This is a genomic window from Siminovitchia sp. FSL W7-1587 (assembly GCF_037963795.1).
In the GTDB taxonomy this organism is placed as follows: Bacteria; Bacillota; Bacilli; order Bacillales; family Bacillaceae_C; genus Siminovitchia; species Siminovitchia thermophila.
The window spans coordinates 166,227-189,827 of sequence record NZ_CP150169.1 but is presented as its reverse complement, the minus strand read 5'-3'; the positions used below and the strand labels follow the sequence as shown (position 1 = coordinate 189,827).

24 protein-coding genes are annotated in these 23,601 nt (G+C 39.3%); 19 read left to right on the top strand and 5 right to left on the bottom strand.

All coding sequences use genetic code 11. The features are described 5' to 3' along the window. Positions 1–154: 154 nt before the first annotated feature. The 3 genes from moaA to mobB are packed head-to-tail and all read left to right on the top strand — an operon-like array spanning position 155 to position 2,973. On the top strand, positions 155–1,165 hold the full coding sequence (gene moaA, locus NST31_RS00900) for a GTP 3',8-cyclase MoaA (RefSeq protein ID WP_077112085.1): 1,011 nt from the start codon (positions 155–157) through the stop codon (positions 1,163–1,165). 27 nt (positions 1,166–1,192) lie between these two features. Beyond that, the gene (gene glp / locus NST31_RS00895) at positions 1,193–2,476 is read left to right on the top strand and encodes a gephyrin-like molybdotransferase Glp (RefSeq protein WP_077112083.1); all 1,284 of its coding nucleotides are present in this window, start codon (positions 1,193–1,195) and stop codon (positions 2,474–2,476) included. Continuing rightward, entirely contained in the window at positions 2,449–2,973 is a 525-nt protein-coding gene (gene mobB, locus NST31_RS00890; RefSeq protein ID WP_339163393.1) for a molybdopterin-guanine dinucleotide biosynthesis protein B, read from the top strand. The genes glp and mobB overlap by 28 nt, the downstream gene beginning before the upstream one ends. A gap of 20 nt (positions 2,974–2,993) precedes the next feature. Here the strand turns inward: mobB and NST31_RS00885 are convergent, their stop codons facing one another. Beyond that, positions 2,994–3,236: a YkuS family protein gene (locus NST31_RS00885; protein WP_339163390.1), complete on the bottom strand. Its 243-nt coding sequence runs from the start codon at positions 3,234–3,236 to the stop codon at positions 2,994–2,996. Between the two features lie 155 nt (positions 3,237–3,391). Between NST31_RS00885 and NST31_RS00880 the strand changes: the two genes are divergently transcribed. From NST31_RS00880 to NST31_RS00845, 8 genes are all read left to right on the top strand, one after another. Further along, a complete protein-coding gene (locus NST31_RS00880) occupies positions 3,392–3,724 on the top strand; it encodes a DUF1033 family protein (RefSeq protein ID WP_339163388.1) in 333 nt (110 codons plus the stop codon). Between the two features lie 14 nt (positions 3,725–3,738). Continuing rightward, positions 3,739–4,965 carry an MFS transporter gene (locus NST31_RS00875; RefSeq protein WP_077112074.1) on the top strand — a complete coding sequence of 409 codons (1,227 nt, stop codon included), beginning with the start codon at positions 3,739–3,741 and terminating at the stop codon, positions 4,963–4,965. Between the two features lie 110 nt (positions 4,966–5,075). Then, entirely contained in the window at positions 5,076–6,548 is a 1,473-nt protein-coding gene (locus NST31_RS00870; RefSeq protein WP_339163386.1) for an amidase, read from the top strand. Positions 6,549–6,681: 133 nt separating this feature from the next. Further along, positions 6,682–7,647 (top strand): rhodanese-related sulfurtransferase, encoded by a 966-nt coding sequence (locus NST31_RS00865; protein ID WP_077112070.1) that lies wholly within the window; start codon positions 6,682–6,684, stop codon positions 7,645–7,647. Between the two features lie 115 nt (positions 7,648–7,762). After that, positions 7,763–8,833 (top strand): AI-2E family transporter, encoded by a 1,071-nt coding sequence (locus tag NST31_RS00860; RefSeq protein WP_077112068.1) that lies wholly within the window; start codon positions 7,763–7,765, stop codon positions 8,831–8,833. Between the two features lie 108 nt (positions 8,834–8,941). Then, positions 8,942–9,145 carry a DUF1657 domain-containing protein gene (locus tag NST31_RS00855; protein WP_077112066.1) on the top strand — a complete coding sequence of 68 codons (204 nt, stop codon included), beginning with the start codon at positions 8,942–8,944 and terminating at the stop codon, positions 9,143–9,145. A gap of 62 nt (positions 9,146–9,207) precedes the next feature. Next, a complete protein-coding gene (locus NST31_RS00850; protein WP_339163381.1) occupies positions 9,208–9,414 on the top strand; it encodes a DUF1657 domain-containing protein in 207 nt (68 codons plus the stop codon). A 15-nt stretch (positions 9,415–9,429) separates the two neighbouring features. Next, on the top strand, positions 9,430–10,296 hold the full coding sequence (locus NST31_RS00845) for a DUF421 domain-containing protein (protein ID WP_339163379.1): 867 nt from the start codon (positions 9,430–9,432) through the stop codon (positions 10,294–10,296). A 116-nt stretch (positions 10,297–10,412) separates the two neighbouring features. Here NST31_RS00845 and NST31_RS00840 read toward each other — a convergent pair whose 3' ends face one another. Next, on the bottom strand, positions 10,413–12,032 hold the full coding sequence (locus NST31_RS00840; protein ID WP_339163376.1) for an ATP-binding cassette domain-containing protein: 1,620 nt from the start codon (positions 12,030–12,032) through the stop codon (positions 10,413–10,415). A 599-nt stretch (positions 12,033–12,631) separates the two neighbouring features. Here NST31_RS00840 and NST31_RS00835 point away from each other — a divergent pair. The 5 genes from NST31_RS00835 (at position 12,632) to NST31_RS00815 (ending at position 16,570) form a co-directional block, all read left to right on the top strand. Further along, a complete protein-coding gene (locus NST31_RS00835) occupies positions 12,632–13,330 on the top strand; it encodes a response regulator transcription factor (RefSeq protein WP_339163373.1) in 699 nt (232 codons plus the stop codon). Next, positions 13,327–14,685, top strand: a complete 1,359-nt coding sequence (locus tag NST31_RS00830) for an ATP-binding protein (protein WP_339163370.1) — start codon at positions 13,327–13,329, stop codon at positions 14,683–14,685. Before NST31_RS00835 ends, NST31_RS00830 begins: the two co-directional genes overlap by 4 nt. A 50-nt stretch (positions 14,686–14,735) precedes the next feature. Next, positions 14,736–15,425, top strand: a complete 690-nt coding sequence (locus tag NST31_RS00825; RefSeq protein ID WP_339163367.1) for a PepSY domain-containing protein — start codon at positions 14,736–14,738, stop codon at positions 15,423–15,425. A gap of 103 nt (positions 15,426–15,528) precedes the next feature. Continuing rightward, positions 15,529–16,053, top strand: coding sequence for a PepSY domain-containing protein (locus NST31_RS00820; protein WP_339163364.1), 525 nt, complete (start codon positions 15,529–15,531; stop codon positions 16,051–16,053). Positions 16,054–16,318: 265 nt separating this feature from the next. Continuing rightward, on the top strand, positions 16,319–16,570 hold the full coding sequence (locus NST31_RS00815) for a hypothetical protein (protein ID WP_339163362.1): 252 nt from the start codon (positions 16,319–16,321) through the stop codon (positions 16,568–16,570). A gap of 494 nt (positions 16,571–17,064) precedes the next feature. Here the strand turns inward: NST31_RS00815 and NST31_RS00810 are convergent, their stop codons facing one another. From NST31_RS00810 to NST31_RS00800, 3 genes are read right to left on the bottom strand one after another with little or no spacing between them, the layout of a single operon-like run. After that, a complete protein-coding gene (locus NST31_RS00810; RefSeq protein WP_077113033.1) occupies positions 17,065–17,373 on the bottom strand; it encodes a hypothetical protein in 309 nt (102 codons plus the stop codon). Next, complete coding sequence (locus tag NST31_RS00805) at positions 17,360–18,796, bottom strand: hypothetical protein (protein WP_077113034.1); 1,437 nt, start codon at positions 18,794–18,796, stop codon at positions 17,360–17,362. The genes NST31_RS00810 and NST31_RS00805 overlap by 14 nt, the downstream gene beginning before the upstream one ends. Then, positions 18,774–19,508, bottom strand: coding sequence for an ABC transporter ATP-binding protein (locus NST31_RS00800; RefSeq protein WP_077113035.1), 735 nt, complete (start codon positions 19,506–19,508; stop codon positions 18,774–18,776). Before NST31_RS00800 ends, NST31_RS00805 begins: the two co-directional genes overlap by 23 nt. 959 nt (positions 19,509–20,467) lie before the next feature. On the opposite strand from NST31_RS00800, the gene NST31_RS00795 reads away from it, so the two are divergent. From NST31_RS00795 to NST31_RS00785, 3 genes are all read left to right on the top strand, one after another. Beyond that, complete coding sequence (locus NST31_RS00795) at positions 20,468–20,953, top strand: hypothetical protein (RefSeq protein ID WP_236017175.1); 486 nt, start codon at positions 20,468–20,470, stop codon at positions 20,951–20,953. Positions 20,954–21,566: 613 nt separating this feature from the next. Continuing rightward, positions 21,567–21,749 (top strand): cold-shock protein, encoded by a 183-nt coding sequence (locus NST31_RS00790; protein WP_077113036.1) that lies wholly within the window; start codon positions 21,567–21,569, stop codon positions 21,747–21,749. A 245-nt stretch (positions 21,750–21,994) separates the two neighbouring features. Beyond that, a complete protein-coding gene (locus NST31_RS00785) occupies positions 21,995–23,551 on the top strand; it encodes an FAD-dependent oxidoreductase (protein ID WP_077113037.1) in 1,557 nt (518 codons plus the stop codon). Positions 23,552–23,601 lie beyond the last annotated feature (50 nt).

Sequence of the window (23,601 nt, the reverse complement as noted above, 5' to 3'; positions counted from 1 at the left end):
CTCCTTATTAGTCATTATACCGAATAAAGCCTTATAAGGTTTCATTTTTTTCTTAAAAAGAGCTTATCATTCAAATATAGTTTGTTAGTCCAAACAATAGAAAAATGATACAATTTCCATATAGCGGCGAACAGTTGGAATTGGAGGAGATTTAATGGAGGGATTACAGGACAAATTGAGGCGTCCTTTGCAGGATTTGCGGATTTCCGTCACAGATAAATGCAATTTCAGGTGTCAATATTGCATGCCTGCTGATATATTTGGGCCTGATTTTACGTTTTTGCCCAAAGAGGAAATCTTGTCATTTGAAGAAATAGAAAGGCTTGCAGTTGTCTTCAGCAAATTGGGTGTCAGGAAATTGAGAATTACGGGTGGCGAGCCGCTGCTTCGAAGACATATCACCTCCTTAATATCACGCTTAACGAAAATAGAAGGAATTGATGATATCGGATTGACGACTAACGGAGTCTTATTGACGAAAGAAGCGGAAAATCTGAAGCAAGCAGGACTTAAAAGGGTTAATGTCAGTCTTGATGCTCTGCATGATGAGATATTTAAAAAGATAAATGGCCGGGGTGTGAGTTCCAACGTTGTTTTACGTGGAATAGAAGCCGCCATTCGCGCAGGTTTAGGGGTAAAAGTGAATATGGTTGTACAAAAGGACGTCAATGAAAGTGAGATCATTCCAATGGCCGAGCACTTTCGGGATATGGGGGTCACGCTTCGTTTTATAGAATTTATGGATGTAGGCAATACGAACGGCTGGAATTTTCAAAAAGTCGTTACCAAAAAAGAAATATTCAACAAGCTCGCCGCACACTTTGAATTGGAGCCTGTAGATCCCGATTATTTTGGAGAAGTAGCCAAGCGGTACAGATACAAGGATTCAAAAACGGAGATCGGATTCATAACATCTGTATCGGAATCCTTTTGTGGCAGTTGCACAAGAGCGCGGATTTCGGCTGACGGAAAATTTTACACATGCTTGTTTGCTTCCAAAGGACATGATTTGCGGAACATTTTAAGAACCTATCCAGATGAAGGTCCGCTCGTTGACAAAATCCGTTCAGTATGGGAACGAAGAACAGATCGTTATTCAGATGAGCGGACAGAAGAAAGTGTAAGGCGCAAAGAGAAAATTGAAATGTCTTATATAGGTGGATAACATAGTGAGAAGATGAGGGGGAAGCCGATGGAAATCAGAAAGCCGATTTGGGTGCGGGATGCAGTTGCAAAGATGATGGAATATAAGAAAAGGGGCGAAACGGAACTTGTCTCCATCGATGAGTGTGATGGCCGCTTTTTATCGGAGCCGATCATTGCAGATCATGATGTTCCGCCCTTCAATCGTTCACCTTACGATGGGTTTGCGTTAAGATCATCCGATACCGAAAATGCTTCCCGTGACAACCCGCAACGGCTGCAAGTGGTTGATGAAATAGGGGCAGGCCAAGTGAGCGGAAAAACAGTCGGTCCCATGGAAGCGATCAGGATCATGACAGGCGCGCAAATCCCGGGAGGGGCCGATTGTGTTGTGATGTTGGAGCTTGTAAACGAACTGAAAGAAAATGGAGAAAGCTTTATTGAAATCAAACGCGTGATGAAAAAATGGGATAATATATCCTTTCAAGGGGAAGACGCGAAAAAAGGAACTCCGCTTATCGACAAAGGCGTCCGTATCAACCCAGGAATCAAAGCACTGCTTGCCACGTTTGGCTACAGCAAAGTGCCTGTCGCCAAAAAGCCGCTTATCGGCGTCCTCGCGACCGGAAGTGAGCTTCTTGGGCCGGAAGATGACCTGGTTCCGGGGAAAATCCGCAACAGCAACGGGTATATGATCGAATCACAAATATTGCGTGCGGGTGCGCAATATAAAAGGTATGAACAGTGTGCCGATGACTTGGAAAAACTGCGCGACACGATTATGCAAGCAACTGAAGAGTGTGATGCCGTCATCACCACTGGGGGGGTGTCCGTAGGCGATTATGATCACCTTCCGGAAATATATGAACAAATCGGTGCCCGCCTCCTTTTTAATAAAATAGCGATGCGGCCGGGAAGTGTAACGAGCTGTGCGGAAAGGGATGGAAAACTATTATTTGGTCTATCGGGAAACCCTTCAGCTTGCTATGTAGGATTTGAGTTGTTTGCAGGGCCCTATATTAAATATTGGCTGCACTCGGACAGGCCTTATTTACGGACGATTCGAGGCACGTTAAAAAGTGATTTTCCGAAACCGAATCCTTTCAGCCGATTTGTTCGGAGCCGTATCTTGTTTGAAGATGGCAAAGTGTATGCCGAACCGGTTGGGCTTGATAAGTCAGGTGTTGTCACATCCCTTGCTTGGGCCGATTGTTTCATTGTCCTTCCCGGAGGAACGAGAGGGTTTCAGGCGGGAGATCACGTTGATATGATGCTTCTGGAAGATGCCGAAGGAAGTGACAAGCCATGGCAGGAGCCAAGATTTTCCAAATAACGGGATATCAAAACAGCGGCAAAACAACGGTAATGGAACGATTGATTGCCACATGTAAAATCCATGGCCTTACGGTGGGGACGATTAAGCATCACGGTCACGGCGGTTTTCCAGAAAGAATTTCAGTACAAAAAGATTCGGAAAAACACCGCCTGGCCGGTGCAAATGTGACCGCTGTGGAAGGCAACGGTATATTGCATATAGAAGCCCAAAAAAGTTCGTGGGAACTGGAGGAAATCATTCAATTATACAACGATATCCCAGTGGACATTATTCTAGTGGAAGGTTATAAGCATCACGGCTACCCCAAGGCAGTCTTGTTAAGGGACAATGAAGATGTGGATTTGCTGGGAGAATTACATCACATTGAGGCGATTATTTGCCGGGAGCCATTACAATTGGGGGCAAATGTTCCTTTATTTTTGCTGACTGAATTGGAACCTTTTCTGGAGTGGTTTGTGGGTCAATATGTATATAAAGAGAAAGACCGGAAATGAAGGCCGGTCTTTCTTTTGTTTTAATGTAATTTGTTTTCAACTTCTTTACATACTTCTTCAGCACTCAATCCACTCGCTTCAATCACAGGTACTTTTGTCGTGGTCGTTTGCATGCCCATGATGTTGGAATCCATTCCGGTGACAACACAGCAGTCACATTCGTCCAAATCCGTCGCATTCGATAATGAAACAACTTCATAGCCTTTTTGCTGAAGCGCTTCCGTAACGTTCGTTAATCCTTCTTCCACGCCAATTCTCATCAATCAACACCTCCTTGCTAAATATCCATGTCCAACTGTTAGGAAAAATAAACAGTAAGAGAGCTTTTTGATGGAGTCAAAAACGGGAGAATTGTATAATCAAAGACATGTCTTTGTAGTATAATGAAAAGCGTGGATGATAGTTTGGGGGATTAAACATGGTTCAAAAATGGGAAGTCATAATCATGAAAGGTGAAAATGAACCTTGGTGGTTTTTTCCTGATTGGAAAAACGATATATTGGCCACATATGTATGTTCGGACAAGAACAGCGCCTTTATGAAGTTTGGTGCTCTATACAGATTATTCGTTTCCCGTTTTGATCACGTAAAAATAAAAAATACCTCCATGGTGGCGTTTTGGAAAGATGGAGATTATGTTTACTGTGATCCTTGCGACGAAGATTTGCAAATATATTACGGCCTGCTCATATTATTGAACGGGGAACCTTATCATTTGTCAAAAATAGAAGAGCAGTTTATTTTTGGCTAAGAAAGAGAGTTATTATGAATAATGCGTTGACTTCAAAACAACAAACACAGTTAACGACCGTATACGGAGTGCTTTATGCGATCAGCGGCAGCCATTTGATAAATGATTCCATTCAATCTGTTGTACCGGCGATGAATCCTATTTTTGAGCAGCATTTGCATCTGTCATTTGCGCAAATTGGTTGGATTGCTTTCGTGTTAAACATGACTGCATCTGTCATGCAGCCGGTGTTTGGCTATTTTGCCGACCGCAAAGCAACGCCTTTTTTGCTTCCGGCAGGCATGTTTGTCAGTACGCTGGGGCTCATCGGTTTTGCTTTATCGTCCCATTTTTATATGATATTGGCATCAGTCTTTTTCATTGGGATTGGTTCGGCTGTTTTTCATCCGGAAGGGTCGCGTGTTGCTTATATGGCAGCCGGGTCGAAGCGCGGGCTTGCCCAGTCCATTTACCAGGTGGGAGGCAACTTTGGCCAGTCGCTTGCGCCCATTTTTACGGCCTTCATTTTCGTCCCGCTTGGCCAAAAGGGGGCCTTGGCTTTTATAGCCATTACGACAGTAGGCATTATCATGTTGATGTTCGTATCCAAATGGTATAAAGCCCAGCTGCAAACCGCCGCTTTTTCGAGAAAAGGAAAAACGGTTCATAAGAATGGGTATCCGATTCATCCCAAAATTAAAGTGGCCATTGCCTTGCTCGTTTTTCTTGTTTTTGCCAGATCCTGGTATGTAGCGGGCATCAACAATTTTTATCAATTTTATTTGATGGAAGATTACGGATTGACTGTCCGGCACGCGCAATTATATGTCTTTATCTTTATGTTTGCCGGTGTCCTTGGTACATTTTTCGGCGGACCGTTGGCAGATCGGTTCGGGAGAAGAAATATTCTTTCCTTGTCAATGATCGGGGCGGCACCATTGACGCTCGCCTTGCCGTATGTTCCGCTTTCGTTTATTATACCGATCTTTTTTCTTATCGGCTTTATTTTACTTTCTAGCTTCAGCGTCGCTGTTGTATACGCCCAAGAACTGCTCCCCAAAAAAGTGGGGATGGTATCCGGGCTGATTGTCGGACTCGCATTTGGCATGGGGGCGGTTGGTGCAGTTGCATTAGGCATGCTTGCCGATTTATATAACATCAAATTCGTCATGATCCTTTGCAGTCTTCTTCCTTTGGCCGGTATTTTTACATGGTTGCTGCCAAGCGATGATAGAGTAAGAGAACTGACAAAACATGTGTAGTGTGTAAAACTCCGGGATGGTCCCGGGGTTTTATATTTATCAAATAAAGGATATTGGAGAGAATTTATCGAATAATTAGTAAAATATGTGAAAATCCGAAAGGAGTGCTTATGTCAAGAATGTTGAAAACGGCACCTGAAAACAGCCTGCGCATTTTGGATATGGATGTTACTACTTTAATAGATTTAATACATTCCGGTAGAATGTCATCTGTTGAAGTTGTCACAACGTACATGAAACATTTGGAACATGTCAATTCAAGAGTGAATATGCTTGTCGAAGATCGCTTCGAGGAGGCGCTGGAGGAAGCAAAAGAAGCTGATCGTCTTTTGGAGAGCGGAAACAGTAACGGTACATTGACTGGTGTCCCGATCAGCATGAAAGAATCTTTTGATGTAGCAGGCATGAAAACGACTGGCGGACTTACCAACAGAGACGGGATCGTTGCTGATAAAAATGCGGAGGTTGTCTCAATCCTGCAAAAAGAAGGGGCCATTATTTTAGGAAAAACAAACACCCCGACCCTTTGTTTTTGCCAGGAAACAGCTAATAAACGATTCGGAAAAACAAACAACCCTTGGGATTTGGAGAAAACCGCGGGAGGTTCTTCCGGAGGAGAGGCGGCATTGATGGCTGTTGGGGGCGCGGCTGCGGGAATCGGATCAGATATAGGGGGCTCTATTCGCTTTCCCTCACATTTCAACGGGGTCGTCGGCTTCAAGTCTGGAAATGCGCAAGTTTCCGATATCGGCAGTTTTCCGGATATTGTTCACCCCATTCAAAAAAGAATGCTCGGCATCGGTCCGATGGCCAAATCCATAAGGGATGTCCGGTTCATATACTCGTTGATTGCAAAGCGACAGGAAAGCCCAGCAAAGAAACTTTCCGATATCATCATTCATAAGCTTCCGGCAGGCGCTTATCCGCTTGAAAAATCTTCCGAACAATTGATACAAAAAATTGCGGATCATTTGAACAAAGTATTTTTGGTTGGAATTGAAGACCCTCCTTATTTTAAAGAGAGTGCCATCATCTGGCAGCAAATCATGTCAGTCGATGGTGGAAAATCGGTTGCGGATGCCGCCGGTTTTCAGGGGCATGGGGAAGTTGTGAAAGAATATGTGAAGGAAGCAATCACCAATCGTTCTGATTACCACCGTTATTTCACATGGGCGCTCATTGGTGCCAAAATGTTCAAGCCAAGTCAAAAACGCGTCAGGGATCTCCACAAGATCATCGAAAAAGGAGATAAAGCCATTGCTGAATACTTTGAAAATAAGATTTTGCTGTTGCCGGTTTACCATCGGACTGCCCCGCCGCACGGAGAATTGTATTCCGAAATATTTTCCATTAAAAAGACGTTTAAAAAGTATATGCCGTATATTGCGTATGCAAATGTGTGGGGATTTCCTTCTCTAACAGTTCCTGCCGGGAAGGATGAGAACGGCATGCCCATTGGCGTACAACTCATCAGCAAAATAGGAAATGAAGAGCAACTTTTTGCGGTTGGTGAAATCATTGAAGAAGAATTTGGCGGTTACGTCCGCTGCGCGGCTCATGATCAGGAAAGTGAACGCTCTTGATTTTTAATTGGACAAAATGTAAAATACTCATTGTGTAAGAGTAAAGTGTATATCTTAGTGCCTTCACGCACTTGGAAAAAACGCCTAAATACATTTATATCTTGCAAATATAAATCGATAGGTGGTATTTGACATGTCCAAAGAGTTTAGGGTGTTGCTTTATTATCAGTATGTGACCATTGATGATCCTGAACAGTTTGCCGCTCAACACTTGAAGTTTTGCAAAGAGCTGGGACTGAAAGGCCGCATTCTCGTGGCAAAAGAAGGGATTAATGGCACGGTTTCCGGAACTGTCCAGCAAACAGACAAGTACATGGAAACAATGAGAAAAGATCCGCGTTTTGCGGATATCGTATTCAAAATAGACGAGGCAGACACGCATGCTTTCAAAAAAATGCACGTTCGCCCACGGAAAGAACTTGTTACGCTGCGGTTGAAAGATGACGTCAACCCACGGAAAGTGACGGGCACATACCTCAGTCCGAAAGAATTTTATGAAGCGATGCAAGATGACAATACAGTCGTCCTTGATGCCCGCAATGATTATGAATATGACCTTGGCCATTTCCGGGGAGCGATTCGCCCAGACATTAAAACATTCAGGGAGCTTCCTGAATGGGTTGAAAAAAACAAGGATTTACTTGAGGGCAAGAAAATTTTAACGTATTGTACGGGCGGCATACGCTGTGAAAAATTTTCCGGCTGGCTGTTGAAGCAAGGGTTTGAAGACGTGTCCCAACTTCATGGCGGAATTGTCACATATGGGAAGGACCCAGAAGTGCAAGGGGAGTTATGGGATGGCAAATGTTATGTGTTTGACCAAAGGATTTCGGTTCCTGTCAATCAGAAAGAACATGTCATCGTAGGGCGTGACTATTTTGACGGCAAGCCGTGTGAAAGGTATGTAAACTGCGCCAACCCGGAATGCAACAGACAGTTTCTATGCTCCGAAGAAAATGAACATAAATATATGAGAAGCTGTACGGATGAATGCCGTGTACATCCGAGGAATCTTTATGTAAAAGAACATCAGCTCACAGAAGAAGAAATACAGGACAGGCTGCAAAAGCTGGAAGAGGAAAAAGCATCCTCCGTGTAACGAATGAAACCCGTCATCTTTTCCAGGTGGCGGGTTTTTAAATATGGTATGGTACAAACATATTCAAATATGCGATAATGGAGATGTTGTCAAACAGTGAAAGAGAGGGGAACGAATGCTTAAAGAAAAATGGTTTAAAGGATTAACGGCCATTATTATGGTTTTCATCATTATTTATCTTGGAACAAAAATCAGTTTTATATTCACACCGCTTGTGATCATATTTCAATCATTGTTTCCTCCTATTGTCCTTAGCGGTATTCTTTATTATTTGTTAAGGCCGGCAGTAAATCTCCTCTCTAAAAAAATGCCGCGAACCCTCGCAATCATTATTGTATTTTTGGGGATAGCGGGCGTAATGACGGGGGCAGTATTTGTCATTGGTCCTGAATTGCAAAAACAATTTAATCTCTTGATCGACAATATACCTGCTTACTCCAGCAATATTCAGCAATGGTTTCATTCAACGACTCAGAGCGATTGGTTTTTACGTTTCCAGGAAAATGATTATTTCTCGATCGAAAAGATCACCGATTATATTGAGCAAAACGCCAAAGGCATGCTGCAAGACGCGGGTACAAGAATTGCCGGCGCAGTTGGTTTCATAGCCAATACCGTCATGCTGCTTGTCCTCGTTCCGTTCGTTTTATTTTTTATGTTGAAGGACGGAAAGCAAGCTCCCACTTTTTTATTGAAAATATTGCCCAAAAAACATCATGATGAAGCAGAGAATATTTTAAAAGATATGGATGAGGCATTAAGCGCTTATATCCAAGGTCAGCTCATCGTAAGCTTCTGTGTGGGTGTGACAGCCTATATCGGTTATTTAATTATCGGATTGGAATATTCGCTTGTGTTGGGAGTTGTGGCGATGGTGACAAACGTGATTCCGTTTGTCGGTCCATGGATTGGGGCTTTTCCGGCTGTGATTGTGGGACTATTAGACTCCCCATTGCGTGCGGTCTTAGTTATTCTCGTCATCGTCATCGTCCAACAAATTGACGGCAATATCACTTCTCCTCTCGTCATGGGAAAAAAACTGAATATCCATCCGTTAACGATCATTTTTGTCTTATTAATCGCTGGAAAGTTTGGCGGTTTGCTCGGGCTGATTTTTGCTGTTCCTGCCTATGCATTGATCAAGGTAATTGTCAGCCACATGTACCGTTACGTTAAACTTGAATGACACCGCCGTTTGGCGGTATTTTTTTTGTCATTTTTTTCTTTTTATAAATACGGACAGATTATCGCAAAATAGGAACGTTCATGAAAACATTTTTAAGGGGGATCATATATGACTGTTATCACCAACTTGAAGACAACACTGGCCGGTTTAAAAAGCGCTCAGGCTAGCCTTGAAGGATATGCTTTACAAACGGATAATGAACAGGCAAAACAGCTGTACAAGACAGCTGCTCAACAAACTCAGTCTGTGATAGACCAACTGGAGCCAAGGATTCAAGAAGTGATTCAAGAAGAGCCGCAATATGGTGAGTAATCGTAAAAAAGGGGGGCAGAGTGGCGAATCATTCTGTCCTTTCCCACAAGAGGTGAATACAAATGACGGTCATATCAGATGTAAAGACGACACTTGCTACTTTGGAAGGCATTCAGGCTTCGTTCAGTAAACTGGCGCTCACATCTTCCCATACCAAAGCCAAGCAGATTTTCCATGAATGTATGATGCAAACAGACCCGATTATCCGTGACTTGAGATTAAGGGTCGAATTGTTGAAGGCTGAAGAGTTGCAGTATAGAAAATCGTAAACAGGAGGGAAATGATTGGAAATCCCTGAATGGCTAAACATTGTTCTTCGATCACTATTTTTAGTCTTTTTTTTATTTTTATTGACAAAATGGCTTGGAAAAAAGCAATTGTCCCAGCTTTCATTCTTTGAATATGTCGCCGGAATTACGATGGGCAGCATTGCCGCCGAACTGTCGACCGGCTTGGAGCGAAACATGCTCCCTGGTATATACAGCATGCTTGTTTGGGCGGGCATTCCGTTTATTGCCGGGTTATTAGCGCTAAAAAGCAAGAAAGCAAGAAACTTTATTGAAGGGCAAGAAGTAGTCGTTATTAAGAATGGGAAAATTCAAGAAGAAAGCTTGACCAAAGAAAAATATACCGTCGAAGAGCTCCTTCATCTTCTCAGGAAGAAAAACGTTTTTAATATTGCTGATGTTGAATTTGCAGTCCTTGAAGCAAACGGCGATTTAAATGTCATGTTCAAAAAGGAAAAGCAGCCGATCACTCCTAAAGACTTGCAAATGGAAGTTGCGCCGGAAAGGCCTCCACACACTGTTATCCTCGAGGGAAAAATCATGGATTCGGGTTTGTCCGCCAGCGGAATGACAAGAGAATGGCTGGATGTAGAGCTGAAGAAACGAAATATCGCGCTTGATAATGTATATATCGGACAAGTAGATCCGTTCGGACAGTTGGTTGTCGATATTTATGATGATAACATGCAAGTTCCTCAACCGAAAGACAGGCTGATGTTATTGAGCGCATTGAAAAAGTGCGGCGCCGACTTGGAGACATTTGCACTGGCGACAGAAGATGAAAAAGCAAAGGAAATGTATAGCAGAAACGCTAAGAAAATAGAAGAAATTATTCAGAAGTCAGAACATTTGTTGAGACAATAAAAAAGGTCACCTTGAGGAAAGGGACCTTTTTTAACGTCGATAAACCTATGCGTTCATATACAAAGCAACTTTGGCAGCTAAAAGCTTGGCGCCCGTGAGTTGTGTGGAACAGCTATTTATGAATACATGGTTGCTACTTGTTTCTGTAATGGTTCGTTCTCCAAATATTCATTATATGTCATATGCTTGTCGACGACTCCTTTAGGAGTCAATTCCACAATTCGATTTGCGATCGTTTCGATAAATTGGTGGTCATGGGATGTGAAAATGATCGATCCTTTAAAATTGATCAATCCATTATTCAGTGCCGTGATCGACTCCAAATCCAAATGGTTCGTCGGTTCGTCCAGTAACAGGACGTTAGCGCCGCTAAGCATCATTTTCGAAAGCATGCAGCGAACCTTTTCACCACCAGAAAGGACAGATGCTTTTTTCAATACTTCCTCTCCGGAAAAAAGCATTCTGCCGAGAAAACCTCTTAAGAAGCTTTCAGTTTCATCTTCTGGTGAAAATTGTCTTAACCAGTCAACCAGATTTACATCTACCCCATCAAAAAAGTCTGTATGGTCTTTCGGGAAATAGGAATGTGAAGTCGTCACTCCCCATTTATACGAACCGCTGTCAGGCTCCATGTTTCCCGAAAGAATTTCCAGCAGCGTCGTTTTGGCGATCTCATTTTTCCCGATTAGGGCAATTTTGTCGCCTTTATTCATGGTAAAGCTGATATGATCCATTACATTGACACCGTTTATTTTCTTGGAAAGACCGTCAACCGTTAGCAAGTCATTGCCGATTTCCCGATTTGGCGTGAACGAAATATACGGATAACGCCTGGAAGAGGGCTTAATATCATCAAGGGTAATTTTTTCAAGCAGTTTTTTCCTAGATGTGGCTTGTTTGGATTTGGATGCATTGGCACTAAAACGCGCGATAAATGCCTGCAAATCCTTTATTTTCTCTTCTTTCTTTTTGTTTGTTTCTTGCGCCATCCGTTGCGCCAATTGGCTTGATTCATACCAGAAATCATAATTCCCGACATAAATTTGGATGTTGCTGAAGTCGAGGTCGGCAATATGGGTGCAAACCTTGTTTAGAAAATGTCTGTCATGAGAGACAACAATAACTGTGTTTTCAAAGTTAATAAGGAATTCTTCCAGCCATTGAATCGCTTTAATATCCAAGTGGTTCGTCGGCTCATCCAACAGCAAAATATCGGGTTTTCCAAATAAAGCCTGGGCCAGCAATACTTTTACTTTATCAGCCCCTGAAAGTTCAGCCATTTTTTTGGCATGCTGGTTTTCAGCAATTCCCAAGCCTTTTAACAAAATGGCGGCTTCCGATTCGGCTTCCCATCCATTCAGCTCTGCAAACTCGCCTTCCAGTTCGGCCGCACGCATTCCATCTTCTTCGGAGAAATCTGCTTTCATATAAAGAGCATCTTTTTCCTGCATGATTTCGTATAGGCGCGCATGGCCTCTGATGACTACTTGGATGACCTCTACTTCCTCATATTGAAAGTGGTCCTGCTTTAAAACGGCAATTCGTTCATTGGGGTTGATCGTTACAACTCCTGTTTGCGGTTCGATCTCACCGGACAATATTTTAAGAAAGGTGGACTTGCCGGCTCCGTTTGCTCCGATCAAACCGTAACAATTTCCGGGCGTGAACTTTATGTTTATATTTTCGAACAGTTTACGGTCTCCAAAACGAAGACCCACATTATTCACCGTAATCAATTATAATCAAATCCTCCATAAGAAATTCCTACCCATTATAACACTTTTAGTTGTTCGTTTGGATAGAAGGAAACATATATTAAAAAAAATACTTGCCAAAATTCTATTTTTTAATGTTAGCAGCCTGAATCCCGACAGGTGTGTTAAGCGGAGCAGGCGAAAAAAGATGGACTTTTGCTTGACTCAAACTATCAAGTAAGTAAGAAAGCCGCAGATGACAGGGCGCCTGATCGTTATTTGTCGCCGATCCCGCCGGTAAAAAGCTCTCCTTGCCTTGAAGGAAAAAACGGGGAACACAACACTCTCTGAACGGTCATGGAATGATTGAATGGGTGGCGAGGGTTATATTCCACCCTCGGGCATAGTTCGCGGATCTGTTTCTGTCGGCTCCACTAAATATTTCCTGAAACGAGGTTGCGTCATTGGCGGTTTTACCGAGCTTGATGATAAAGAATAACAGGGCACTTTACTTTGTCGGCCTTTGCCAGGACTTTTCAAAACGGTATTTTTTCGGTATGTTTTTTACAAGACTTACATTCTTTATTTATCATAATGTAAAGTTTGGGGAGTTTGTCAATCAATAAAAAAGAGGGTTGCATATGGATAAGTCTGCAATACTAATCGTTGAAGATGAAGAGAAGATAGCTCGCGTGATTGAACTGGAACTGTCTTTTGAAGGTTACGACATTGGAAAAGCTTTTAATGGACTAGACGGTTTAAGGATGTTTCGGGAACAATCATGGGATTTGGTCATCCTCGATATTATGCTTCCAGAAATGAGCGGAATCGAGATATTGAGGCGAATCAGAAGCAGCGACAAGCAAACGCCGATCATATTACTGACTGCGAAAAGTTCAGTGGAAGATAAAGTATCGGGGCTGGATTTGGGCGCAAATGACTATGTAACCAAGCCGTTTCAAATGGAAGAACTGCTTGCAAGAGTACGGGTTGCATTGAGGTCAAGCAGACGGATGACCAATGATCATGTCAGTGAAGGATGGATACAAGTTGGAGAATTAAAATTAAACGAATTATCCAGAGAAGTAAAAAGAGGGGAGGAACCGATTAATTTGACACAAAGAGAATTTGATCTGCTGGCCTTTTTGATGAAGCATCCCCGCCAGGTTTTAAATCGAGAGCAGTTGTTAAACGGGGTTTGGGGGTATGATTATCTGGGAGATACAAATATTGTTGACGTATATATTCGTTATGTAAGAAATAAAGTGGACAAAAAATATCATGAGCCGCTCATCCATACGGTTCGGGGAGTAGGCTATGTATTAAAGGACAGCCAATGAAATTACAAAGTAAAATCAACTTATTTTCTACCGCGATGTTTATTGTGTTATTACTGCTCATCAATAGCGCGATTTATTTTTCTTTTAGCCGAATGTTATATGACAGCGCGCTGGAAAGAGTTACAGGAGAGGCGAAGCAAACGGTTAAAGGAATCAACAGGGTAAAAGGGTCCATTCCAGCCGATGATTTATTAAGGGCTTATGTCCCGGCAAATGGCATGCTCCAAGTCGTTACTGCGGATGGGTCACGGATTGCCTCTGTCACAACAGCCGAACAAAGTGAACTCAGAAAGAAAATCGGGAAGGTTACGAAGGATGAACAAAAGAAAATCATGACGTTTAACGGCACTCCCTATGCAGTTGTTTCCATTCCCATGATTTGGCGTGATGGCGAGGTCGTAAAGCTGCAATTGGCCGAGAGCATGGGCGCGGTTGAACGTAACTTAAACACTTTGCGGGCCGTCTTAATTGCCGCCATGCTGCTGGCGTCCATTCCGGTCTTTTTATCGTCCCGCCTTTTAAGCAATTTCATCACTTCTCCCATTGCCTCACTTACTCGGACAATGAAGGAGATTCAAGAAAGCGGCCGTTATAAAAAAATTGAACTCCCAAAACAATCGAAAGATGAGCTTTATCAAATGGGAGAAACATTTAATAACATGATTGCGCAACTGGAGGCTAATTACCAAAAACAGGAGCAGTTTGTGGAAAATGCATCCCACGAATTAAAAACACCGCTGACTGTTATAGAAGCTTATGCCGACCTTTTGCTCAGGAGGGGTAAGAATACTCCTGAACTGTTTGAGGAATCAGTAGAGGCGATTCATTCAGAAGCCCATAGAATGAGAAATTTGATTGAACAGCTTCTATTATTGGCCAAGCATGATGAACAGTGGAACGTTGAAATGGAAAACGTCGCTTTGAAGGGATTTGTGGAAGAATCAATCAAATCTTTTCGGGAAGGGTTTAAACGGGAAATAGAACTGTTGATAGAAGCGGATGCAACCGTCGTTACCGACCCGCAAAAACTAAAACAGTTATTATATATTTTTTTGGACAATGCGCAAAAGTATAGTGACAAAAAAATAAAAGTGAACGTGAAAATTCGCCATCATCAGGCTCTCATTGAAGTGATTGACTTTGGGATGGGGATTCCCAAAGAGGAACTTTCTAAAGTGTTCGACCGGTTTTATCGTGTGGAGCAGTCAAGGGCGCGTAAAACAGGCGGGTTTGGTTTGGGACTCCCGCTTGCCAAGGAACTGGCAGCCGCAATTCATGCCGACGTAAAGCTGGAAAGCGAGCCAGGAAAGGGAACAACAGCGCAAGTTTGGCTGGACATGCCTGCTTCTCATTAAATTCTCATCAACAACAGGTATAATAGGAAAAAACGTATGGAGAGATCCAAATGAAAAAGGTTAAAATAGGCCCAACCCCCATCGTCATTGCCACCGTCATCTTCCTTGGCTTCCTATTGTGGCTTTTCTTCAATGTACTAAAGCCTGCAGATTCGTTAACTATAGCGGAAGCAAAAGAAATTGTACAAGATATGTATGGCGGAGATATTACCGAAGTCAGCGAGACGAATGAAGCATATTTGTTTACCGTTAAGACGAAATCGGGGCTTTATGATATTTATGTTCAACGGAAAGATGGAGACATTTTAAAAGTCGACCAGAAAAATCCGGAACCAGCGGAAGCTCCCAATGAACAAACTCTGCCTGAAGATAAAATTAAAGAAATCATTCATGATCAATATGGAGGAGAAATCAACCGGTTAGAAAAAAAGCGCGAAGGGGACCGCTACTTTTATTATGCGGTTTTGAATGATGGCCAGTCGAATCAAACAATAAAGGTGGATGCCCAAACCGGAAGCATTGTGGAGTCTAGTGGCAAAACAAGCAATGGCATCACTGAACAGGATGCGGCCGGCATTGCTTTACAACAAGTAAAGGGCAAAGTGGAAGATGTGGATTTGAAGGAATCGGATGGCTTGAAGTATTATTTAGTAGAGATTGAAAGTGATCAAGATCAAGAAGCAACTGTTCAAATTCATAGCATTACGGGAGAAGTTCTATCTATTACTTGGGATGATTAACATATGATGAGTCATTTCTCATCAATTTCTCATTTTATTATAAGGGAGTCCTCATCTTTGGACCTTACGATAGTATCAGAAAGACAAAAGGAGGACTTAGATCATGAAAAAACGAAACATTTTGTTTGCAGGAATAGCCGGGTTGGTGTTATTGGGAGGCGCGATAGGGGTTGGAGCCAATTCCATAGCCGGTGACAAAAATCCCGAGAATACAGGAAGCGCTATTTCTATGGATGAAGCGAAAAAGATTGCGTTAAATGAAGCAGGTGGAAAACTAAAAGAAATTGAATTGGAAAAGGACGACGGCCGCCTTATCTATGAAATTGAATTAATAAGCGATGAGAAAGGCCGTAAAGTCGATATCGATATTGATGCAAAAACAGGCAATGTCATCAAAGTAGATCAAGATGACGATCATGATAACGAACCTGTAACAAATAAGGAAGCAAAAGTCTCAATGGAAGATGCCATCGCTGTTGCTGTCAAAGACACGCCTGGTGAAGTTGAGGGCTCAGAGTTTGATCCAGAAGACGGTTATTACGAGATTGAAATCCAAACGGGCAAAAATGAAGTAGAAATAAAAGTTGATTCAGAAACGGGAAAGATTATCACAAAAGACAATGACTAATGATGATTCATTTGTTTTGCTATATAAATGTGTTGGACGTTGTGAGATGAGGGACTGGGACATAACTAGCCAAAAATAATTACAGAAATGGTTCCAACCATCGAATTCGGATGGTTGGAACCTTTATAATTATCGATATATATAAGGTTTCAATAAGAGGTAAAAAACTGAGTAGAAATGAGTGGCGGAGTTTTGAAAATAATTAAGTATGCAGTCATTTTTTGTTTTAACTTTCGTTGCCTTACTAGCTATAGGAGAAAGTTATATGTTTCGATTAAATAATTTTTATAATGAGTATCCAAATACAACTATATATCCTCAAAAAGGGATAAGTGATGCTGAACTGCTTCATGATGTACAAGAGGCTGCAACAAAAAATTCCGTTGACTTTTTTGTTTTCGAGTACTCCCGCCTTAATATTTTTTATTCCCAATATACTATCTATGGAACCAAGGAAGCAGAAAAAAGTATCACCGAGAAGTCTCAAATTTTTGAGAAATATACAGTTGAATTCTAAGTAAACCTAATCCATTGGAATCCTTTTATATCAATCTTTTATACGCTTATAAATTGATGGAAGTGTATGAAAAAGGATTCAAAATGATCTTACTTGAGCCAATTTGAACCAAAATGATAGATGTTAGTTGAATACTTTTTGCGAATAAAAGCTGATCCTATTCGGTGAAGTATGGATTTAAATCCATGTATTTCATCGCAAGGAATTATACTAAAATGATTGGAACTAATTTTTATTCTAATATGACTGTTATTTGTAATTTTTTTTATAAATAATATATGCATATACTCATGTATACTAATTGATAATATTCCACCTAAAAGATAGGTTAACGTGTATAAAATAATGTTAACTTTTATATAAAATAATAATAATGAAACAATAAAGAAAAGGATAAAGAAATAATTGCACCATTTCATATAAATTAGAACGTACTTAATTACGTTAATAAATGTGATAGCATTAATATTTATTTTTTTATCTACCATAATCTTTTACTTTACATTTTCTCTTTTCTTTTTTCTATTTATATAGACCTTAGTTAAAATTAAATAGAAAAACCAAAAAAAGATAATTGTTAAAATAATGGGTGTTAAATTATCGGTATTCACCCCTAGAGTTGTATATAAATCCCAGCCGTCGGTATTTTCATCGACTTTTACAAATAACGAATTGAAAAATGATGTTGTATATCCAATTTCATCATGAGTAAACATCAGCTTGATCAAACTAATTACTAAGATTATTACCGTACTTATCACAGCTGACACTAGAGTTCCAATGATAATATTAACTATCTTCATGTAAAAACTCCTCCTTTAGTTTTTTTAATCCCAAACAACTTATGTATATAACGAAAATATATAAAATCATCATTAATATGCTATTGTACAGTTTTGAAAAATTTAAGAATTGTAATATTAATGATATAAATCCTGAAATTATTACGATTATTAAAAATCCAATAATAGGTGAGAATGGATTGTCCTTTTTTGCCGGGAATAGAATTCCAATCAAAGTTGAAAGTATAATGATTAAAAGTAATTGACCAAAAATAATTAAAGTATCATAAAGATTAACGTTACCTTTATTTATAATAAGCCCTAATATCAATATTGGTAATGAAGTTATTAATATGTATAGATACTGACTGATAATTAGATTAATATAATCTTTAATTGCACTATAGTTAAATCTATAGTAATTTATTCTAATTGAATCAGTTTGAGTATAAATATACAGTCCTGATGTAGTAACTAAAAACATGGCATATAACGGATTCAATATATCTAGAATAAGCAAAGAAATCGATAAAAAATATGCAATTATAAGAGTTGTTATGTTTTCCACTCTTCTCGATATTTGTAAAATATACAAATTAAACATAGTTAGTCTAAGTTTAGTAGGCTTTTTAATTTTTAAATATAGATTATCTTCTGATCCGAAATTATTAGGAATATAAAAAAGAATGAACAATAGTACAAAAATGATTATTACAAAAATTAAGGATGTAACAATAAATCCATAATTACTATACAATTCTATGTAAAATTGGGACCAATGATTAAATTCTCCAGTTTTAAAGTTTATATTATTTATAGATTGCATTATATCTAGATATAATATTGCCAACATAACAATAAAACTTAGAATTGAAACGAGTGCACTTACTTTTTCTAATTTAATTAAATTTAATACGTATATGATTATGGAATTAATCAGTTGTAATAATAAATACCCTGTTAGACTCGTAAAAAAAATTGTGCAAATTAGTAAAGGAATATATTGAAAGTTAGTGCGTAATACTACTGCAATAATAACGGCGATACTAATTAGAAAAATAATAGTTAAAGACATAAGCAATTCAAAAATAATAAATGAACTATTTCTTTCATTATGTGTAATTGGCAACTGATTTGTTATTTTTAAGAAATTCCCTTTTTTCAAGAAAATCATTCTAGTAAGAACGAATATAATCATCGTCCAAACGATAATATTTACACCTTGCATTTTAATAATAAAATATATAAAGTTCATTTGTTCGGAAACATCGGTGTCATCTAAAAAATTATATAGAAAAAATGTGGTTACCGTAATAGTTACTACTGTGGCAATAAAGATGAAAGCTTTAAATATTTTCTCCTTTAATATACCCACACTTAGAATTCTTCTTAAAATAAATAGGAAATATAGCTTTTGTAAATTAAAAATATTTTTCAATTTCATTTTTCATGCCCTCATAATCTATAAGCTCTTTAAAAACATTTGTTAAATTAGAACCAGTCTTGAGAATGTTTTCAATAAGATCATCTATGTATATTACACCATTATTTATGAGTAACACCCTATATCCTATCTCTTCAACTAATTCTAAATCATGGGTACACATTATTATGGAACCACCACGTCGTTTGTATTGTTCAAATAATAGTTTGGTTGCTTCTTTTGCTTCCACATCTATACCATTCAATGTTTCATCTATAATAATAATTTTATTGTTAATCATAAATGCACTAACTAATTGAATCTTTTTCCTCATTCCATGAGAATAATTTTCTATCAATTGATCTAATTTAGAATCTAAAGAATAATAATCTACTAAACGAAATAACTTTTCTTTATCCAACGGTGTATCATAAAAATCACATATCATTTCTATATATTCTTTACCTGTTAAAAAATCCGGTAAAAAATCCTCACTAGATAAATATATAATTTCTTTTTTAACCGATGGATTATCATGGAAAGATTTATTAATGAAAATAGACCCTTCTTGAATCTTAAGTAAATCTACTATTAACTTAATAAGCGTTGTTTTTCCACTTCCATTGGGGCCAGCAATTGTTAATAGTTCTCCTTTATTTAAATTAAAACTTACGTTGTTTAGAACCGTATTTTTTTTGTCATAAAAATAAACAATGTTCTGAACGTTAAGCATATATCCTCCTATAAGATTAATTATAAATAGTAATTTGTACGAATGGATTTTTGATAAAGTCCATATTGACTGCCTTTTTGTGACAATGTTCTTTACGACAAAAACTTTTTCTGGAGGCAAATCAATAAGGCCCACATCCATTTCACATTGAAAACAAAAGAAAATACAAAATCTAATTGAAAAATGTGTTCAAGGTGATCTTTCTAAAAACATCTTACAAGGCGTTTAACCAACTGATGGAAAGAATACATTCAGGCAACAGATTGAACGGTCTAGTGAGTGAATCAGCTAATCGATTAATCGGAACTGTCCTTATCGACATTTATGACGATAGGCCTAGCTCATCTAGCTCATCAAGAAAATATAGTCAATTTTAAGAAAAGTTTTTTGGGGGCACCCCAAAAAAATTGTTAGGCTATTTTACATAAGATTGTGGACTCGACTCCTTATACTTTTTAGTACATAGATTATGTATTGATACCAACATAACAATCAACCCTATTAGTGTCAATACTGGTTAAAAGGTTCTGGTGCGACAAAATATGACAGAAAAATGGAGTTGATATTTCGAGCGAATTCACTAGGACAAATCAAATGTGATGCTGAACAAGCACTAAAGAACTAAATAAATATTAAAATTAAATCTCAGCATAAAGGAGATGATGTCACATGAGCATAAACATGGCTACAAAGGATTATCCATATCTTTTAGCAAGGGAACAAGCATAAGATTTTTAGGTATAGACCCAAAGTCTTTTGATAAATATATTCGGCCACATGAAGAGCTAGATCGTTTCATGATTGGTAAGCGCGAACGCTAGACAATGAAGTCTTTAATACACTTTATCGAAAAACACTCCGTTTAAAATGTCGACAGTTGATAAGATGCTGGTTAGAAATACAATATAGTTGTTTTCAACTAGCATCTATCAACTTTATTTTTGAAAAGGATTGATAGTATGGCTAGTATTGTAAAAAGAGGAAAGTCATATCGAGCACAAATTTCTTTGTACAAATATGGAGAACATAAAAAACTAACTAAAACATTTCCGACTAAGAAGGAAGCAAAAATTTGGGCTTTAGAAATGGAATTAGCGAAAGGAGAAGGAAAAGAACTTGCTCACATAACAACAACATTTGCGGACTTCTTTGAAAATTGGATTTATCTTGTAAAGGTTAATGACGTTAAAGAAACGACATTTCAAAATTATGTTCGTACTTTAGGCATTATTCAAAATTTATTTCAAAATATCCAATTAAAAGATTTAAATGATATTGTTGTACAGAAGAAGATTGATAAGTATGCCAAGACACATTCTCGAAAAACAACACATGAGGTTCTTCTTAAAATTAAAACATCTTTACGTGATGCAGTCGAAAGATCAGCATGGCATATTGCACTGCTGAAGATGTATATGGAGGAAGTGGTTATAGGCCGACACTAAGCCTCTTAAGCATCATTTTATGGAGAGACGTATGCAATCATCTTTTTTAAAAAAACAAGAAATTGTAGAAGATAATGGAAAAAATTTTATCGTTTTTTTCATAGGGGAGAAGTGAGAAGATGAAACAAACAAAGTTCAAAAGCTTGAATATTCATTACAATAACGAAATGCATATTTTTATGAATAACGATACAAGTAAAATGATATTTGTTTCAAAAGATCTTGATGAAATACACGCATTTTAGAGATAAATGAAAACCAAGAGTTTAAGATCCATCCAAGGTGGAATGTGAATTTTTTCATTAGTCGAAATGAGATAACGGTTGATTTAAATGATTCTGAGGAAGAACAATAACCTGTAGCTTCTTTTATTTTTCAGCGGAGATGTTCATCAATAACCTGCTAATAAGGAGACCGGACGGTTCTTTCAGTTATTAAACCATGAGCCAGGGACAGGTTGGAAAAATGGCGGTACCGGTATAATTCATCATAAATGGCTCATGTTTCCAGGATATGTCGAGAATCCCCGAAGGAATCCATTCCACCCTACATTTTTTTCTTGCGTAAATAGGGTATAATAGAAGTGATGAATAAGAAAGGGGATCTAGCGATCATGGCTTATAGAAGAGGGCCTCAGGAGCCGGTACCTGAAGAGGAAACAATTGTTTGGTCATGTACGAATGAACAATGTTCATGTTGGATGAGGGATGCCTTTTCTTCAGAAAATAAAACGATTTGCCCCATTTGCAAATCGGAAATGGAACAGGAAACAAGGGTTTTACCTGTTATCACGTAATGGTTTTAGACGATCCGTCCTGAATTTCGGGACGGGTTTTTTATTGTGGATAGAAATATACAAATTGGTGCAGAGGATGAACATGCTTCAGTCTCTAGTATACAAGCCAAACTGGGCCATTGTCGAAAGGTTTGGGAACTGATCGTGCATTGTTTTTAAAAACAGATAAATCTGCCCAAATATACATATTTCTCGTGAAATGGGGGAATTGTTTAAAGAGAGTGTTGGAAGGAGGAGACTTGAACATGAATGAAGGAAAAAAGGGGCTAAACATTCCGAAAGACCCGAAATCATTTTGGGTTGATTCAACGAATATTCCTTCATATCCCCAGCTTGAACATGATATGAGTGTGGAAGTGGCGGTCATTGGTGGAGGAATTACTGGCATCACAACCGCCCATTTATTGGCCGAAGAAGGCTTTCAAGTGGCATTGTTTGAATCCACTCGCTTAATGAATGGAACAACCGGACACACAACTGCGAAGGTGACTGCCCAGCATGAATTGATTTATGATGAACTAATCAGTCATTTTGGTCAAAGTGGGGCAAAGCTGTATTTTGAGGCCAATATGGAGGCCGCCCATTTCATAGAAAATTATATCCGGAAGCATCAAATTGACTGTGATTACAAGAAAGAAGATGCATACGTTTATGCAACGAAAGAGAGCGAACGGCAAAAACTGGAGAAAGAAGCCAAAGCATATGAAAAATTGGGCATTGAAGGCGGCATTGTCGATAAAATACCCCTGCCGGTTCAGACGTCTGGGGCGATTGTGATGAAGAATCAGGCGCAATTTCACCCGCTTAAATACTTAATCCATCTTGTTCAAAATTTGGAGAAAAAAGGTGTCCAAATATTTGAACAGACGGTTGCGATGAGGATGGAGCAAGACAATCCTCTTGTCATCCGGATGAAAAATAATACGAAAGTACAAGCCAAATATGTTGTTTCCGCTTCGCACTTTCCTTTTCACGATGGAAAAGGATATTTTGCGCGCCTTTTTCCTGATCGGTCTTATGTATTGGCAGTTCGTCCGGAAGTTTCTTTTCCCGGGGGAATGTACATTACTGCCGGTAAGCCGACACGGTCCTTTCGCAGTGTCACTATTAATGGGGAAGAAATGCTGCTGGTTATCGGAGAGAATCACAAAACGGGTCAGGGGATTCCCGAAAAAGATCATTATGAAGCATTGAAGCAAGAAGCAATGAATGTATTTCAGGCCAAAGAAATCCTGTACAAATGGTCTGCGCAAGATCTTATTACACCAGATAAAGTGCCTTATATTGGAAGGGTATCTCAAACTCAGCCAAATATGTTTATCGCTACCGGGTTTCGCAAATGGGGAATGGCCCATGGAACACTTTCCGGGTTTATCATTAGGGATTTAATAATGGGAAAAGAAAACAGATATGAACATCTCTATACTCCTTCCAGATTCAAAGCCGATCCAAGCCTAAAAAAAATCATCAAGGAAAATATCAACGTTGCCGGCCAATTGGTTGGAGGCAAACTGGAATTGCCGGATAAAGAAATCAAAGATATTCAAAGTGGCGAAGGTGCGGCGATTTCGATCAAGGGTAAAAGGGCCGGGGCTTATAAAACACCGGACGGAAAGCTGTACGTTGTTGATACAACTTGTACCCATATGGGGTGTGAGGTGAATTGGAACAGTGCGGAAACAACGTGGGACTGCCCGTGCCATGGGTCACGCTTTTCTTATGACGGACAAGTGCTGGAAGGTCCCGCAGATCAACCGTTGCCGCAGATCGATCCTCAAAAAAGTGACCACACTTCTTCATAAGCTGGATGATTCCTCCTGGAACTTACCCGGATAATGATACGGGAATCTAG

Coding starts and splice junctions, on each gene's coding strand:
- NST31_RS00850 (WP_339163381.1), top strand. CDS start 9,208: ATGACGGTCATATCAGATGTAAAGACGACACTTGCTACTTTGGAAGGC.
- NST31_RS00855 (WP_077112066.1), top strand. CDS start 8,942: ATGACTGTTATCACCAACTTGAAGACAACACTGGCCGGTTTAAAAAGC.
- NST31_RS00795 (WP_236017175.1), top strand. CDS start 20,468: ATGGCTAGTATTGTAAAAAGAGGAAAGTCATATCGAGCACAAATTTCT.
- moaA (WP_077112085.1), top strand. CDS start 155: ATGGAGGGATTACAGGACAAATTGAGGCGTCCTTTGCAGGATTTGCGG.
- mobB (WP_339163393.1), top strand. CDS start 2,449: ATGGCAGGAGCCAAGATTTTCCAAATAACGGGATATCAAAACAGCGGC.
- NST31_RS00790 (WP_077113036.1), top strand. CDS start 21,567: ATGGCTTATAGAAGAGGGCCTCAGGAGCCGGTACCTGAAGAGGAAACA.
- NST31_RS00820 (WP_339163364.1), top strand. CDS start 15,529: ATGAAAAAACGAAACATTTTGTTTGCAGGAATAGCCGGGTTGGTGTTA.
- NST31_RS00870 (WP_339163386.1), top strand. CDS start 5,076: ATGTCAAGAATGTTGAAAACGGCACCTGAAAACAGCCTGCGCATTTTG.
- NST31_RS00830 (WP_339163370.1), top strand. CDS start 13,327: ATGAAATTACAAAGTAAAATCAACTTATTTTCTACCGCGATGTTTATT.
- NST31_RS00810 (WP_077113033.1), bottom strand. CDS start 17,373: ATGAAGATAGTTAATATTATCATTGGAACTCTAGTGTCAGCTGTGATA.
- glp (WP_077112083.1), top strand. CDS start 1,193: ATGGAAATCAGAAAGCCGATTTGGGTGCGGGATGCAGTTGCAAAGATG.
- NST31_RS00865 (WP_077112070.1), top strand. CDS start 6,682: ATGTCCAAAGAGTTTAGGGTGTTGCTTTATTATCAGTATGTGACCATT.
- NST31_RS00860 (WP_077112068.1), top strand. CDS start 7,763: ATGCTTAAAGAAAAATGGTTTAAAGGATTAACGGCCATTATTATGGTT.
- NST31_RS00800 (WP_077113035.1), bottom strand. CDS start 19,508: ATGCTTAACGTTCAGAACATTGTTTATTTTTATGACAAAAAAAATACG.
- NST31_RS00825 (WP_339163367.1), top strand. CDS start 14,736: ATGAAAAAGGTTAAAATAGGCCCAACCCCCATCGTCATTGCCACCGTC.
- NST31_RS00815 (WP_339163362.1), top strand. CDS start 16,319: ATGTTTCGATTAAATAATTTTTATAATGAGTATCCAAATACAACTATA.
- NST31_RS00880 (WP_339163388.1), top strand. CDS start 3,392: ATGGTTCAAAAATGGGAAGTCATAATCATGAAAGGTGAAAATGAACCT.
- NST31_RS00785 (WP_077113037.1), top strand. CDS start 21,995: ATGAATGAAGGAAAAAAGGGGCTAAACATTCCGAAAGACCCGAAATCA.
- NST31_RS00875 (WP_077112074.1), top strand. CDS start 3,739: ATGAATAATGCGTTGACTTCAAAACAACAAACACAGTTAACGACCGTA.
- NST31_RS00805 (WP_077113034.1), bottom strand. CDS start 18,796: ATGAAATTGAAAAATATTTTTAATTTACAAAAGCTATATTTCCTATTT.
- NST31_RS00835 (WP_339163373.1), top strand. CDS start 12,632: ATGGATAAGTCTGCAATACTAATCGTTGAAGATGAAGAGAAGATAGCT.